Origin of the sequence: Paenibacillus pectinilyticus, from assembly GCF_001700435.1 — a bacterium.
GTDB lineage: Bacteria > Bacillota > Bacilli > Paenibacillales > NBRC-103111 > Paenibacillus_E > Paenibacillus_E pectinilyticus.
On sequence record NZ_LYPC01000022.1, the window covers coordinates 509,484 to 524,600 of the forward strand.

General features: G+C 41.4%; 16 protein-coding genes. All 16 read right to left on the reverse strand.

Features of this window, described 5'->3' with window-relative positions:
- Window positions 1–46: 46 nt before the first annotated feature.
- Entirely contained in the window at window positions 47–697 is a 651-nt protein-coding gene (tsf, locus tag A8709_RS18615; RefSeq protein ID WP_065853844.1) for a translation elongation factor Ts, read from the reverse strand.
- Window positions 698–814: 117 nt separating this feature from the next.
- Window positions 815–1,513 (reverse strand): 30S ribosomal protein S2, encoded by a 699-nt coding sequence (gene rpsB, locus A8709_RS18620; protein ID WP_029195233.1) that lies wholly within the window; start codon window positions 1,511–1,513, stop codon window positions 815–817.
- Between the two features lie 249 nt (window positions 1,514–1,762).
- Window positions 1,763–2,278 (reverse strand): hypothetical protein, encoded by a 516-nt coding sequence (locus A8709_RS18625; protein WP_065853845.1) that lies wholly within the window; start codon window positions 2,276–2,278, stop codon window positions 1,763–1,765.
- Entirely contained in the window at window positions 2,271–2,855 is a 585-nt protein-coding gene (locus A8709_RS18630) for a hypothetical protein (RefSeq protein ID WP_065853847.1), read from the reverse strand. Before A8709_RS18630 ends, A8709_RS18625 begins: the two co-directional genes overlap by 8 nt.
- A gap of 25 nt (window positions 2,856–2,880) precedes the next feature.
- Window positions 2,881–3,201, reverse strand: a complete 321-nt coding sequence (locus tag A8709_RS18635; protein WP_065853848.1) for a hypothetical protein — start codon at window positions 3,199–3,201, stop codon at window positions 2,881–2,883.
- A gap of 19 nt (window positions 3,202–3,220) precedes the next feature.
- Window positions 3,221–4,630 (reverse strand): DUF342 domain-containing protein, encoded by a 1,410-nt coding sequence (locus A8709_RS18640; RefSeq protein WP_065853849.1) that lies wholly within the window; start codon window positions 4,628–4,630, stop codon window positions 3,221–3,223.
- 124 nt (window positions 4,631–4,754) lie between these two features.
- Window positions 4,755–5,543 (reverse strand): FliA/WhiG family RNA polymerase sigma factor, encoded by a 789-nt coding sequence (locus A8709_RS18645; protein WP_065853851.1) that lies wholly within the window; start codon window positions 5,541–5,543, stop codon window positions 4,755–4,757.
- A gap of 19 nt (window positions 5,544–5,562) precedes the next feature.
- Window positions 5,563–5,994 carry a hypothetical protein gene (locus A8709_RS18650; RefSeq protein ID WP_084225104.1) on the reverse strand — a complete coding sequence of 144 codons (432 nt, stop codon included), beginning with the start codon at window positions 5,992–5,994 and terminating at the stop codon, window positions 5,563–5,565.
- On the reverse strand, window positions 5,994–6,488 hold the full coding sequence (locus A8709_RS18655; protein WP_065853853.1) for a chemotaxis protein CheD: 495 nt from the start codon (window positions 6,486–6,488) through the stop codon (window positions 5,994–5,996). The genes A8709_RS18650 and A8709_RS18655 overlap by 1 nt, the downstream gene beginning before the upstream one ends.
- Window positions 6,485–7,105, reverse strand: coding sequence for a chemotaxis protein CheC (locus A8709_RS18660; RefSeq protein WP_065853855.1), 621 nt, complete (start codon window positions 7,103–7,105; stop codon window positions 6,485–6,487). Before A8709_RS18660 ends, A8709_RS18655 begins: the two co-directional genes overlap by 4 nt.
- A 3-nt stretch (window positions 7,106–7,108) precedes the next feature.
- Entirely contained in the window at window positions 7,109–7,570 is a 462-nt protein-coding gene (locus A8709_RS18665; protein ID WP_065853857.1) for a chemotaxis protein CheW, read from the reverse strand.
- 31 nt (window positions 7,571–7,601) lie between these two features.
- Window positions 7,602–9,671, reverse strand: coding sequence for a chemotaxis protein CheA (locus A8709_RS18670; protein WP_065853859.1), 2,070 nt, complete (start codon window positions 9,669–9,671; stop codon window positions 7,602–7,604).
- A 44-nt stretch (window positions 9,672–9,715) separates the two neighbouring features.
- Entirely contained in the window at window positions 9,716–10,840 is a 1,125-nt protein-coding gene (locus A8709_RS18675; protein ID WP_141692581.1) for a protein-glutamate methylesterase/protein-glutamine glutaminase, read from the reverse strand.
- A 47-nt stretch (window positions 10,841–10,887) separates the two neighbouring features.
- Window positions 10,888–11,757 (reverse strand): MinD/ParA family protein, encoded by an 870-nt coding sequence (locus A8709_RS18680; protein WP_065853863.1) that lies wholly within the window; start codon window positions 11,755–11,757, stop codon window positions 10,888–10,890.
- Window positions 11,754–13,067 carry a flagellar biosynthesis GTPase FlhF gene (gene flhF / locus A8709_RS18685; protein WP_065853865.1) on the reverse strand — a complete coding sequence of 438 codons (1,314 nt, stop codon included), beginning with the start codon at window positions 13,065–13,067 and terminating at the stop codon, window positions 11,754–11,756. Before flhF ends, A8709_RS18680 begins: the two co-directional genes overlap by 4 nt.
- Window positions 13,064–15,097, reverse strand: a complete 2,034-nt coding sequence (gene flhA / locus A8709_RS18690; RefSeq protein WP_065853867.1) for a flagellar biosynthesis protein FlhA — start codon at window positions 15,095–15,097, stop codon at window positions 13,064–13,066. Before flhA ends, flhF begins: the two co-directional genes overlap by 4 nt.
- Window positions 15,098–15,117: the final 20 nt, after the last annotated feature.

Genomic DNA, 15,117 nt, shown 5'->3' on the forward strand with positions numbered 1-15,117 from the left:
CTAAAAAAGAAGGAACACCAAGTGTTCCAACTTTTTTGAATACTTATTATAGTTTAACTTGGGACATAACTTCTTCTGCGAAGTTTTCTTGTTTCTTCTCAAGACCTTCACCAAGACCAAAACGAACGAAACGACGGATGGAGATGTTCTCGCCGATTGCAGCGATTTTCTCATTTAACAATTGGTCGATTGTTTTGTCTGGATCTTTAATGAATGCTTGCTCCATTAAGCAGTACTCTTCGTAGTATTTACCAATACGGCCTTCAACCATTTTGTCGATGATTTTCTCTGGTTTGCCTTCGTTCAAAGCTTGGTTACGAAGAATTTCTTTTTCTTTTTCCAAAGCTTCGGTTGGTACTTCTTCACGACGAACATACGATGGGTTTGCTGCTGCAATGTGCATAGCAATGTCTCTACAGAATGTTCTGAATTGCTCTGTTTTACCAACGAAGTCAGTTTCACAGTTGATTTCAACTAGAACGCCTACTTTACCACCAGCGTGGATGTAAGATTCTACTGCACCTTCTGTAGCAATACGTCCAGCTTTGTTTGCCGCTGCAGAAAGACCTTTTTCACGTAGAAGTTCGCCCGCTTTTGTGATATCGCCATTTGCTTCTTCAAGTGCTTTTTTGCAATCTAACATACCTGCACCTGTTTTTTCGCGTAATTCTTTAACTTGTGCTGCTGTAACTGCCATGAGAAGAAACCTCCTGTTAAATGTTTATAGTTAATATGTAACACTAGTTTATTCTTTAAAAAAAGGGTGGTGACAGGCTGTTACACCTTCCAACCACCCTTTTCACATTCCTATAGATTAAGCTGTTGTTTGCTCGCCTTGGTGTGCTTCGATAACTGCATCAGCAATTTTCGCTGTTAACAATTTAACTGCGCGAATCGCGTCATCGTTACCTGGAATCACGTAATCAATTTCGTCTGGATCGCAGTTTGTATCAACGATACCAACGATTGGGATACCCAATTTGCGAGCTTCTGCTACAGCAATACGCTCTTTACGAGGGTCAATAATGAAAAGTGCACTTGGCAGACCTTTCATATTCTTGATTCCGCCTAGGAACTTCTCAAGACGATCTTTCTCTTTACGGAGAATGATAACTTCTTTCTTAGGAAGAACTTCGAAAGTGCCGTCTTCTTCCCATCTTTCAAGAGTTTTCAAACGATCGATACGTTTTTGAATAGTTTGGAAGTTAGTTAATGTACCACCCAACCAACGTTGGTTGATGAAGTACATGCCACAACGTTCTGCTTCTTCAGCAACGGAATCTTGTGCTTGTTTCTTCGTTCCTACGAAAAGAATAGTACCATTATCTTCAGATACGGATTTAACAAAGTTGTAAGCTTCTTCAACTTTTTTAACCGTTTTTTGTAGATCGATAATGTAAATACCGTTTCTTTCAGTAAAGATGTATTTGTCCATTTTCGGGTTCCAACGACGTGTTTGGTGACCGAAATGTACGCCAGCTTCTAAAAGCTGTTTCATGGAGATAACTGCCATCCCCAATCCCTCCTCTAAATGGTTTATTTGGTATCCGCCGCCCCTCGCATCTTTGCATAAAACCTACATAAGTAAGCACCATTATGCAAATTGAAAGGCGTGAGTTTTTAACACCGTGAATAAATATACCACAACTCAAAACCCGATGCAACATTTAATCCTATTTGTCATCCTGCCCTTGAAATGGATAAAAAATGTATAACACAAATAAAAAAAGATCTCGTTAAGAAGATCCTTTTAACGGCCCTACTATTGAGCAGTTATCAAATTAGTGACTACCGCTGGCATGCTCATAACGCCATCAAACTCGTGGTAACCCACTTGAATTTTGGTATTTCCACCTTGTTTATCTAATTCAGTCACGAAAGCTTTGCGATCCGCAATGACCCCAGCGCGAAACAACAAATCAGCAACCGTAGTTGCATCTAAATTAGGTTGGACATACATAACAATCTTCGAAGAAGCTGTCGCTGGTGTCGCTTTAGCTTGATCTTGCGGCTTAGCAGTAGCTTGCTTGTCCGCTTCCTCTTTGACTTTCTTCTGAATAGCAGCATCAAGCTCAGCTTGCGTATACATCTTCACATTTTTTTCAAATACTTGATAGTACTTCGAGGTTTCTTCCTTTAACTTCTGTGGATCCATCTCTTCCAATGCGATGCCTGATGTCTTAGGTGCGCTAGGCCGAACATTCATAACTTGTAGGAGTATTGCACCAATAATGATACCTGTTCCAATGCCTGTGACTAACACTCTATTTTTAAACACGTGTCCGTTCCTCCTGTCTTGACAGCTGCAGGATCAAACTGACCTCGCCTTTATTCATATTGAGTTTCTTAGCAATTGCCTCAACACTTTTTCCTTGGTCATGGAGTAAGAATAGTTCCGCATATCTGCTTTTCATACTAAGACCAACATAAACGGGTTCTTCTGGAATAGGATCAGGAATAATCACATCCTCTTCGTAAGCCACCTGCGTCTCCAATTGATGTGAGTTAGTGGAAACTTCCAGTGCTGCATTTGAAGTATCTGATACGTGCTTAGTCACATGCAGAGAAGTTAATTCTTGTGATAATTCATGTTTCTGTCTCTCCAAGGTTTCAAGCCGACCTGATAACTTGGCAAGTTCTACTTCATAGTCTTGTTTGGTTTTTGAGAATAGATTAAGCATCGTTTGATTCTGTTCATCCATTTCGGCAGCGAAGTTTTCAATCGTATCTTCGATTTCTTTCACGACTGTCGCGGTAGAGGATGAGGCCGCTGTCTGATCCTTTGGAATGAATCTTGCGTAAACAATCATCACAAGACCAAGGAGAATGACATACAACACCGGCTGCATGACCATGGGGTTCACCTTTTTCTATAGCAAGTTATAGGGAAAAATCGATATGATGACCTTTGTAGGGATGTTCCGGTTGATGATCATGTTCCGTTACTGCACTATCCATCGGCCCTTTGGTTTTGCTTTTGCTCATCTGTGACTGCTTCTCTTTACGTTGATCCTTCATATCCGAACGGTGACTCTCTTCGAGTTTTCCTGTTCGTTGACGATCAATATCCGTTGATTGCATGGCTTGATTTTCTAAAAGGGTGCTATCTTGCCGCGGCTTCTGCATCAATTGATTTTGTTTGATACCCGCCTCGTCATTCTTGTGTACAGCGAACTGTAAATCGATGGCTTTAAAACTCATCGTTTACTCCCTCCTCCACTTACACATTAGCACTCACTGTAATATCGCCTTCGCTGAGTCGGAATGTCATACGGGTTGTTGGATCTTTAATGAATTTCGTATACCGCCCAATGACAATTTTGGTACCACCATATATGGTAGAGGCAACTTGCACTTTAGCATTTTCGGAATCCTCAAGCGATTTTTCGATTTCTAACATACGATCCTTGATAGCTAGCTGTTCGTCAATCGTTTGTTTCTTCGTATTATTAAGTTTGATTCGCATAGCCAGCCTATCCGGACTTAATTGTCCCGCTGCGGCTAATTGATCTAAAAGAGAAAGCGCTTTACTCGTCTTATCCAAGTTTTCCATCAGTATCTTTAACTGATTACGAAGGTGAATCATCTCATTGCGAAGCTCTGGCAGCACACCTACCTCGATAACCGTAGTCGTAGACATCGAATTGCCGATGGTACGGGCAACAACACGATCCCCAGCTTGAACAATACCTCCAACAATGAGTCCCTTTGCACCAACGCATTGTACACTGACGCCTGCTCTAACCGTTGAGTGCATAATACTTTGTGAAACGACAAGATCTCCAGAAGCCTCGATCGTAGCATCCTGGATGAAGGAACTTTTCACATTCTTACCGGCTTTAATGAATGCTTTATTCTGCCCAACTATCCCTGCAGAGATTTCAATGGATCCATCAGCTTCTAGTTCCGCAGCCTCGACTCCGCCAGTAACACGGATATCTCCGGCTGCGCGAATTTTAAAGCCAGGAAGAACATTGCCCCGAATAACAACGGTACCGATAAAATCAATATTTCCTATATTATAATCGACGTCACCGTTCACTTCATAAACAGGGAATACATTTATTTTATCTCGATCGGTACGAACAACCATTCCATCGATTGTCGCATATAACCCTTTTTGCTCAGCATCTGTAACAACATTCTTGCCGAGTTTGAATCTAGCTTCTTTGCCCGCCTTGGTAAACAGGGTCTCCCCCGTTACAGCACGTCCAGGTATTCCTTCGGTTGCCAAAAATCTTTGACCGATTAGTTGCCCTTTTCTCACATTATGAATGGATACAACTTCTTTATAATTGACCCTGCCGTCTTCCAGCTCTAGTGGTTTTTTGTCGTTATCATCGAAATCGAATGTTAATTTGATATAGCCGTTCTGACCTTCAACCGGCTTAGTTCCTGTTGCGATTAACGTCTTCTTAAGGATATAAGCTTTGGGATTAGCCGAAATAGCTGCTAGTTCAACTTGGTTTAGTCCGTGAATAATCCGATTTCTCTGAACAAGATCCATTAATTGCCCAATGGTCACTTTAAACGTATCGTCCGTATTACTAATTAGTAAATGAGCAGATAATTTATCATCTGACACCGTAATACTAATGTAGTAATCCAAAGGCATGCTCCCTTCACTCATGGACATACCACCTTCCCTGCTTACACATAATAAACGGTTACGCCGTCCTCATGGATGAGCGTGATAAACATAAAATAAATCCGAGTTATTAAGTGAAACATATGAATTCTTATATTTACTACAGTTAGTTATCTTGAAATAGTTGATTTTTAAATCGACCAAGCACACCTTTGAGTCTTAAAATCGCTTTAGAATGCAGCTGTGAAATTCGTGATGGAGATAAGCACATAACCTCTGCAATTTCGCTTAAAGATAACTCTTCGAAATAAAATAGTGAAACAACCGTTCTCTCTTTTTCCGTTAACCGATCAATGGCTTTCGCCAAAGAATCTTTCAAATAAAACTCGTTTACTTGATATTCTGGATTCTTGGCTTTCTCATCGACGATCAGCGAAAGACGAGTTTCCGATTCTTCCTCCCGAATGGGATCGTCGATGGAGCAAATCGTCGTAATCGAAATATCCTGAAGCATCTGCTGGAAATCTTGCTCACTAATTTGCAAAAAAGTGCTTATCTCCTGATCCGTTACGGATCGAAGATATTGCTGCTCCAGTTTCTGATACGCTTCTTCTACTTTTTTGGCCTTCTCTCTTACGGATCTTGGTACCCAATCACCCTGTCGTAAGCCATCGATAATAGAACCACGAATTCGCCAAGAAGCGTAAGTTTCGAACTGTAAGCCGCGCGCATAATCAAACTTCTCAATGGCATCAATCAGACCCATAACGCCAAAGGATGATAAGTCATCTTTCGAAACGCTTTTGGGAAGTCCAATAGCCATCCGGCCGGAAACGTACTCAACCAATGGTAAATAACTCTCAATCAGCGTTTGCCGCGCGTGAATTAAGCCCTGTTCTTTCCACTGCTTCCATAACTCCATATTAGCAAGTTGGACTTGCTTTTGATCGATCATGATTTAAGATTCACCATCCTTAATCTTCAGACATTCGCCTCAAGGCACCCGCCAGTTGTTCAGGGTCGAAATTATTCTTGGTGACTAGCTTAGGTGGATTCAATGGTGAAAATTGCGCTTCATTAGAAAGAGCAGCGTTCTGGTTGTTAGGCATGTTCGATTTCATCATTTCCCGTGTTTCTGCATCCTCATCAGGCGTAATTAAATCTAGCTTTTGACCCACGTTAGATGAGGAGTTAACGTCTGAAGATGCTTCCAGTAATGACACAGATCCAGTTAATAGACCTAACACCCATCTAAATCCGAATGTTAGCACGAATAGTATCAGGAAGCTGTAGCCGCTCTTGAGACAAGTAGACAGGAAGACATTATTACCAATGGATAAAACAAATGTAAAAATACAAGCCAACGAAGCTACGATGACATTAATTCGAATTGTTCCAATCATCATTACATTTCCTTTACTCCTAATTGGACACTGCGTATTAATAAGATACCCGTTTCACTATAAAACTCAATCGTACGACCATAATTAGCACCGGTATCCTCAGCAAGAATAGGAATCTTATATCGATTCAACATTTCCTTACAAGATTCTACATTTCTTGGCCCAATCCTCATCGTATCATTATTTCCTGCAAAAGCAAACATTTGAGCCCCGCCTGCAAGCTTGGCTTCTAATTTATTTGTGTTAGCGCCTAACGCTTCCATTCGTGAAATTAATTCAGGAATAGCTGTATCCGCATATTTGGCAATATTTAAGGAGCCTTCACGGGCAATATCCGATGAAGGCAGCATCACATGTGCCATTCCTGCTACTTTCGCTCGGCTGTCGTAGAGGGTCAAACCTACACACGATCCCAGTCCTGTTGTCTTCAACACACCCGTTTGATGAGCAACATTCAGGTCAGCCATACCTACTTTAATTAAGTTTTCTAGCGTCATGGAGAGACTACCCCTAATGCCGAAAAGATTTTACCAAACGATTCCGGATCAGGGATTAAGAAAAAGTGCCCTTGCACTTCATTCTCCCCTTCCAAAAATTTAGTATCAATGAGGAGAGCCTGGTCCCCCATCTGACCAAATTGCAATAAACCATAGCTTAGAATTGCACCAGCCATGTCGATCGCCAGCGCTGGAACCGTCGGCTGCATATTTAAATTCGTGAAATCAGCAAGTGATGATAAATAAGATCCAGCAAGGATATTACCAATTTCATTTAGTGCCGATAATTCAAGCTCTGAATACCCATCTTGATCAGAAATCGATAGTCCAATCAGATCTTGAAGCATATTATTAGCAGCATCGAGGTCAAGGATGAAGAACATATTCCCTGGAGCGTCCCCTTCAACTCGTAAGAAAATGGCTAAGACCACCGTCTCTGCGCCGCCTACACTATCGCAAATCTCTTCAAATGGCAGCATTCTAACTTTCGGTACAAGCATATCAATCGGCTTATCCAGCAGAGTAGAAAGCGCAGTTGCTGCATGACCCGCGCCAATGTTTCCGACTTCTTTCAGAACATCTAATTGGAAATCCTCTAAGCGGCTAAAAACGTCCACAAGCTATTCCTCGAATCTTTCAAGCTGCTGGATTTCACTACGATTCAAGACTTGCTCCAGGTTAAGGAGTACAAGCAAACGATTTTCACCAACACGAGCAATACCATCTAAGTACTTCGCTTTAATTCCACCAACAACTTCCGGCGGCGTATTGATGTTATCTGTATCTACATCAATGACATCATTCGCTGAATCTACAATTAGGCCAACTTCAAATTCTGCAGCCGAAACAATAATGATACGTGTAGCATCGGTACTAGCAACTTCTTCAAGTGCGAATCTAGCACGTAGATCAATAATAGGAATAACAACACCACGTAAATTGATAACACCTTTAATAAATTCTGGCGCTTTCGGTACACGGGTCATCGGTTGCATTCTTTCAATCGTTCTTACCTTCTCAACCTCAACACCATACTCTTCCGATCCAAGTGCGAAGACAATTACCTTTTTTTCTTCTCCCATTTTGAAATCCTCCTTATCGAATATGGTTTGCTTACTTAATTAATGCATTAGGATCAATAATTAATGCTACTTGTCCATCTCCAAGAATGGTTGCTCCTGAGATTGCAAAAATGCCAGTTAAATATTTACCTAATGTTTTTAAAACGATCTCTTGTTGACCGATAAATTCATCCACCATCAAAGCTACTTGCTTATCGCCTTTGCGAACAACGACAATTTCCGTTTCTTCCTCTAGATCCTCATTGAAATCAGGAACTTGGAATAAGGTACTTACTGAAACCAACGGAATAACTGATTTACGGTAATCAATCATTTTACTTCCTTGGATGTTACGTATTTGCGACTTCTGAATAGCCGATGTTTCCACAATGGAAGACAATGGAATCGCATATTTCTCACTACCAAGGCGAACCAACATAGCCGAAATAATAGAAAGTGTCAGCGGTAATTGAACAGAGAACTTGCTGCCAAAGCCTGGTTTGGAGTCCACTTGCACGTGTCCACCCAGCATTTGAATCTTCGTTTTAACGACGTCAAGGCCTACACCGCGCCCGGAAATATCTGATATTTTCTCAGCTGTGCTGAAGCCGGAAGCGAACAATAGGTTATACACTTCATGGTCAGTTAATTTAGCTGCTTGATCTGCAGTAACAAGACCGTTCTTCATGGCTGTTTTCAGAACTCTGTCACGATAAATCCCTTTGCCATCTTCTTCGATTTCAATAAAGACATGATTACCACTATGGAATGCTCGAAGTTGAATTGTACCATGCTCTGGCTTACCAGCTGCAACACGCTCGCTAATAGACTCGATACCGTGATCCACTGCATTTCGCAATAAATGGACGAGCGGATCACCAATTTCATCAATTACTGTACGATCTAACTCAGTATCAGCGCCAGTAATTACGAGATCTACTTTCTTATCCAAAGATTTCGCCAAGTCTCTAATCATACGTGGGAATCTATTGAATACAGAATCTACGGAGACCATGCGCAGTTTCAGAACGATATTTTGCAAATCGCTGCTAACGCGCGACATATGCTCAACCGTTTCCGTCAAATCATTGCGCTTTACTTCACTGGCTAGCTGTTCTAGGCGTACACGGTCAATCAAAAGCTCACTAAATAAATTCATAAGCGTATCTAAACGCTCAATATCTACACGAATTGTACGGCTTGCAACTGGAGCACCACCTGCAGCTGGTTTAACAGCACTACTCACAGGTTCAGCCGCTTTAGGTGCAATTATCTCAGGTGTGACCACTGTAGCTGCAACAGCAGCAGCAATTTCTTGTCTAGCTGTTTCAATTTCAGCAATCGGACGAGATAGTTCAGCAAGTGACTCTGTATCCACCGTAATAATCACAGCAGAAGCAATCTCGGAAACGTTCAGAATCTCTTTCTCTAGCGTTGCTTGATCAACTTTAGAAATAAAGTAGAGGGAGAACGAACGATCAAATTTCTCTTGCTCAATTTCTTGAACAGAAGGCGTTGATTTAATAATTTCGCCCATTCTTTCCATGGCATCGAATACCATGTAAGCACGAGCAGCTTTCAATACGCAGTTTTCGTTAACACTTACTTCTACATAGAATACGAGGAAGCCAGAATCGATTGATTGCTGAAGAATCGAATATTGAAACTCATCTACTTCGATGCCTTTAGCTGGTTCTTTAACAGCAACAGCCACGGATGAAGGCGCCTGAGCTTTCTTATACTCCCCTGTGACAATAGACCTTAAGGATGCGACAATGGAGGATACGTCTGCATTCCCCGTGCCACCTTGAATAATATCTTCAACCATAGATTCTAACGAATCTAAACTTTTAAAAATACAATCGAATATGTAAGAATCCATTTCAATTTTGCTATTACGAACAAGATCAAGTACGTTTTCCATTTCATGCGTCAGGGCCGCTATATCTTCAAAGCCCATTGTTGCTGACATCCCTTTTAACGTATGAGCCGAACGAAAAATATTATGTACGATGCTAATATCTTGAGGACTACTTTCTAAATTCAACAAATTTTCATTTAAAGATTGCAAATGCTCTTTTGATTCATCAATAAACATGGATAAATATTGACTAAGTTCCACAACCACACACCTCCAATAGAATCATCCAGTACACAATATTTGCTTCAGTTCATTTCATTCAGTACGCACTTTGATAAGCGAACTGCAATATCCTGTTGAGGTAAAACATGCATCGCAGCTTGATTCTCTACAGCGGCTCTGGGCATGCCGTAGACGACACATGTTTCTTCCGCCTCGGCAATTGTTGTTGTCGCACCTGATTGCCTCAGAGAGAGCATCCCTTTAGCCCCGTCGCTTCCCATGCCAGTCATTAAGACAACATGTCGTTTTAATTCAGTCATACTGCGTAAAGAATCAAACATCACATCAACGGAAGGTCGGTGACCAGAAACAGGTTCATCTTTGGTCAATCGAATTTTGTAAGTTCGGTTGGTATCTTTGTAGACAACCATATGCCAGCCACCTGGTGCTACGTAAGCAGTAGCTGTATGAAGAACATCGCCATCCGCCGCCTCGACTACCCTAATTTGAGAAATGTCATTCAAACGCTGGGCCAGAGATTTGGTGAAATTAGGCGGCATATGTTGAACAATTAAGATCGGTGCTGGAAAGCCTGCAGGAATATTGGAAATAACCTGATGCAATGCTCGTGGGCCACCTGTTGATGTTCCTATGGCAACTACATGGTTGAAATTCGCAGAAGCTTGCATCACAGGAGCTTTGCTCTCTGGTTGTCTCACCGTTTCTTTCGCATTCATGACTGGAAGCGAGAATGCATTTGTTTTTGGAATCTGAGAATGAGCTTGAGATGTTGGTATCGCGTTCATTTTCGTTCGAACCGCCATATGTAATTTCTCGTGCAGCAGTAATTTCACTTTATACAAATCCAAGGATATCGAACCCGAAGGCTTACGTATAAAATCAACTGCTCCCCACTCCAATGCTTTAATCGTCTCAGCAGCCCCCTCTTGCGTTAACGAGCTTAGCATGATGACTGGCGTTGGTTGTTCTGCCATGATGTGATGGAGCGCATCCAATCCGTTCATTACAGGCATTTCGACATCCATCGTCACAGCATCGGGTCGAAGCAGCTTAACTTGCTCAATCGCTTCCTGCCCATTTTTCGCCGTGCCAATGACTTTATATTGCGGATTTTCTGAGATCAGATCACTTACTATTTTTCGCATAAAGACGGAGTCATCTACGACAAGAATGTTATATGTTGCCAAGCTGCTTCCCTCCTCTATCTGCTTATTCGACATGATTTTCAAAAATCCTATTTCAAAAGTTTCATCATTTTATTTAAAAAACTCTTGACACCTGTAGAAGGTGTCTCTATTACGCGATAACCTTTGATATAGTTGTCTGTTAGCGACTTTATACTTTTGGTTGCACCCGAATAAGGAAAGGCAATCGAAAAAGGGATTTGTTTTTTTACGGCTTTCGAAACGACAGGATCATCCTCAACAAAACCAATCGTTGGTATTTGGATATTTAAAAACTGCTTAGCCACTAAAGAAATTTTGTCAGCGGTTTGCTTGCCTTCTTTCGCATCCGTTACGCGATTAATGACTAGCTTAAACGCTACGTCATGTCCCATGGAATTCACCATTTTGATAATGGCGTAAGCATCTGTGATAGAAGTCGGCTCTGGCGTAGTAACTACGATAGCTTCTTCAGCCGCGAGAATAAACTTCAGTGTTTCCTTGGACAATCCAGCACCTGTATCGAAAATAATAAAATCCGCATACCCATTCAATTGCATAACTTGGTCGGCAAAATAATCTAATTCTTCCTCAGTAAGTCGTAATAAATCATTAAAACCTGAACCACCCGCTATAAATTCCAAATCATTGGAACCCTTTTGGATGATTTCCCAGATCGTTTTATCTTTTTTCAATAAATGATAAAGGCTGTACGTTGAGGGTACACCCATTAACACGTCAATATTAGCTAGTCCGATATCCGCATCAAAAACAAGTACCTTATACCCCAGAGACTGCAGTGATAAAGCAAAGTTCAGTGTAAAATTGGATTTACCCACACCACCTTTTCCACTGGTCACGGTAATAATCCTGGTTGTCTTTGTGCCTTTATCACTCTGTGTTTGAACCAGATTCCGTAACCCTTCTGCCTGATCCTTCATGTTCTAGGCTCCTCCAATAGCAAATCAATGATTTGCCATTCATTCATTTCCGCAATATCATCAGGAACACTTTGCCCATTAGTCACATACGAAAGTTTCAGAGAAAACTCATGTACAACATTCAGAATCGCACCGTAGGAGTCCGTTTCATCCATTTTGGTGAATAAAACTTTATCAAGCTTAAATTTACTGAAATTGTTCGTAATCGCTCTCAAGTCACGATATTTCGTTGTTAAACTCAAGACAAGTATCGTCTCACTATTTCCTTGGGTTTTAAGCAAAGAGTTTAATTCTGAAACATACATTTCGTTCCGGAAATTCCGCCCTGCCGTATCCATGAAAATAATGTCACATTCTGCTAAATTCTGAAAGGCCTTCGTTAAATCCTGCGGGGAAAATACAACTTCAAGCGGTACGTTCAAAATTGTTGCATACGTCTTTAACTGCTCAATAGCCGCGATCCGATACGTATCTGAGGTAATAAAACCAACTTTACGATGATATTTCAACACTTGTTCTGCTGCTAGTTTGGCAATTGTCGTTGTTTTACCAACCCCGGTTGGTCCAACAAAATGAACAACTCTTGTCTGTGAAGCAATGTGTTTACTTTGATCTGTTTGAAAAATTTGCCCTAACTTGGAACGCACGAGTTGATGCGCAGATTCTTCCGTGACAGGCTCATCAGCCAGTTCAAAATCAGCCATGACCTCATCCATAATTTGTCGAACGAGTGTAGGATTCACTTCTTGGTCATAAAGACGCTGTTCAAGCTTCTGTAAAGCTTCTGGGAGCTTTCCCTCGTCGGAAACTTGCGTTAATTTCTTCATCATGTCTTTCATTTGTTTAAGCTCATCCATCAAATGATCATCTTTTACAGTCGCTCTTGAAGATACTTGGACAGATGATTGAACAGATGATTGTGAATAGGCTTGATGTTGCACAGGATTCATAATTTTATCAGGTATAGCGCTTACCGCAACCGGCTCACGCTTGATGGTTGGTGCCATAAGGACATCAGGAACTTCTGGAAAATCAGACTGATGAATCTCGTTTTTGGCCTGTTGGATCTGACTTACGATTTTGGGCTGAGGCGCCGGTTGTGGTGCGACCCGTTGTGGGGCAGGACTTGGCTTCGAAGTAGCAGCATCGATAGCTGCAATGACTTCTATTTTCTTCTTTCCGAACATGCCAAGAAATCCGCCAGTGCGAATTTCCTTCGTATTGAGAATAACAGCATCTTTGCCAAGATCCGAACGTATTTTCTGCAAAGCGTCTGGCATGGAATCAACGACATATCTTTTTACTCTCATAAATTGACTACCCCCATGCTTTGGATTTCAACGCTTGGCTCTAATTCACTGTAAGAAAGAACCGGTATATCTTGTAGTGTGCGCTCTAAAAGTTGTCTAACATACATACGTATCGTTGGAGAAGTTAAGATAACTGGCTGTTGACCTGATTGAATTAATTTCGTTATTTGTTCAGAGACACGATGATAAATAATTTGTGAGGAAGATGGATCTAAGGCCAAGTAACTGCCTTGATCAGATTGTTGCACAGAGTCAGCAATTTTCTTCTCAACGGATGGGCCAACCGTAATAACTTTTAACGAATCGCCGATGGAAGTAAACTGCTGTGTAATCTGACGAGATAAGGATTGTCTCACATACTCGGTCAGGATCTCAGGATCTTTGGTGTATGTTCCATAGTCTGCAAGCGTTTCAAGAATAGTAACCAAATCTCGAACCGATATTTTCTCGCGAAGCAGCTTGGACAATACTTTCTGAATATCCCCAATAGATAATACAGATGGGATCAAGTCGTCCACAAGAGCTGGGTAAGCTTCTCTAACATTTTCGATCAGAGCTTTCGTTTCTTGACGACCCAGCAGTTCATGAATATGTTTCTTAATGATTTCAGTTAAGTGTGTCGCTACAACGGAAGGTGGATCCACCACCGTATAACCCGATAGCTCTGCTCTCTCTTTGTTCATTTCATCGATCCAAATGGCAGGTAAGCCGAATGCTGGCTCCGTCGTTTCAATTCCTGAAATAGAGTCATCATCAATACCTGGGCTCATAGCGAGATAGTGATTAAGAAGTAGTTCGCCGCGGGCAACGGTGTTGCCTTTAATTTTGATGATATACTCATTAGGTCTTAGTTGGATATTGTCACGGATGCGAATAACAGGTACCACAACTCCAAGCTCTAACGCACACTGGCGACGAATTAAAATAATCCGGTCTAATAAATCTCCGCCCTGCTGCGTATCAGCAAGAGGAATAAGTCCATATCCAAACTCAAATTCAATCGGATCCACTTGCAATAAGGAAATGACACTTTCAGGACTCCGTACTTCTTCAATTTGCTTTTCTTCAACCAATTGCTCTTCTTTGATAGCTTGATGATCCAAATTCTTTTGCATTTTGAAGGCAGCGAATATGAGCAGTCCCGCAATAGGAAATGTTGTGAACCAATGAATAGGTGTGAAAATACCCAGGACAACAAGTGTTCCTGCTACAATGTACAATAACTTTGGTTGGGCAGTTAATTGGCGCGTAATATCGTGACCTAGGTTACCCTCAGACGAAGCTCGCGTTACAATAATACCCGCAGCGGTTGAAATTAAAAGCGCCGGAATTTGACTGACCAAGCCGTCACCGATCGTAAGGATCGAGAAGGTTTGAAGTGCTTCTTGAAAGGACATGTGTTTCATCGTCATCCCGATAATAAAACCACCGATGAGATTAATAACGAGAATAATGATCCCTGCAATCGCATCTCCTTTTACAAACTTACTGGCACCATCCATCGCACCATAGAAATCAGCCTCACGTTCAATCTTCTGCCTACGTTCTCTCGCCTGCACCTCATTAATCAAACCAGCATTCAAATCAGCATCGATACTCATTTGTTTTCCTGGCATCGCATCTAGTGTAAATCTAGCTGCTACCTCGGCCACGCGCTCAGAACCTTTGGTAATAACGATAAATTGTACTAAGACAAGGATGAGAAACACGACGAATCCCACGACGATATTGCCTTGAGCTACGAATGAACCAAAAGTTTTGACCACGTCGCCTGCTTCTGCGTGAGACAAAATGTTACGCGTAGTGGAAACGTTTAATGCTAATCGAAATAAGGTTGTAATCAACAATAAGGAAGGAAAGATCGAAAATTGAAGTGCTTCTTGCGTGTTCATCGCGACCAAAATAATCATCAAGGCAATAGATATATTGATAATTAGTAAAAAATCCAGCATAGGGATCGGAACCGGTACAATCATCATCAACACGATGCCTATAATACCAACTAGAACTAATAAATCTTTGATTTTCATCAGATTGCACCTCCCTTGAG

Coding starts and splice junctions, on each gene's coding strand:
- flhF (WP_065853865.1), bottom strand. CDS start 13,067: ATGAGAGTAAAAAGATATGTCGTTGATTCCATGCCAGACGCTTTGCAG.
- rpsB (WP_029195233.1), bottom strand. CDS start 1,513: ATGGCAGTTATCTCCATGAAACAGCTTTTAGAAGCTGGCGTACATTTC.
- flhA (WP_065853867.1), bottom strand. CDS start 15,097: ATGAAAATCAAAGATTTATTAGTTCTAGTTGGTATTATAGGCATCGTG.
- A8709_RS18635 (WP_065853848.1), bottom strand. CDS start 3,201: ATGAGTTTTAAAGCCATCGATTTACAGTTCGCTGTACACAAGAATGAC.
- A8709_RS18650 (WP_084225104.1), bottom strand. CDS start 5,994: ATGATGATTGGAACAATTCGAATTAATGTCATCGTAGCTTCGTTGGCT.
- A8709_RS18655 (WP_065853853.1), bottom strand. CDS start 6,488: ATGACGCTAGAAAACTTAATTAAAGTAGGTATGGCTGACCTGAATGTT.
- A8709_RS18630 (WP_065853847.1), bottom strand. CDS start 2,855: ATGGTCATGCAGCCGGTGTTGTATGTCATTCTCCTTGGTCTTGTGATG.
- A8709_RS18680 (WP_065853863.1), bottom strand. CDS start 11,757: ATGAAGGATCAGGCAGAAGGGTTACGGAATCTGGTTCAAACACAGAGT.
- tsf (WP_065853844.1), bottom strand. CDS start 697: ATGGCAGTTACAGCAGCACAAGTTAAAGAATTACGCGAAAAAACAGGT.
- A8709_RS18645 (WP_065853851.1), bottom strand. CDS start 5,543: ATGATCGATCAAAAGCAAGTCCAACTTGCTAATATGGAGTTATGGAAG.
- A8709_RS18640 (WP_065853849.1), bottom strand. CDS start 4,630: ATGAGTGAAGGGAGCATGCCTTTGGATTACTACATTAGTATTACGGTG.
- A8709_RS18665 (WP_065853857.1), bottom strand. CDS start 7,570: ATGGGAGAAGAAAAAAAGGTAATTGTCTTCGCACTTGGATCGGAAGAG.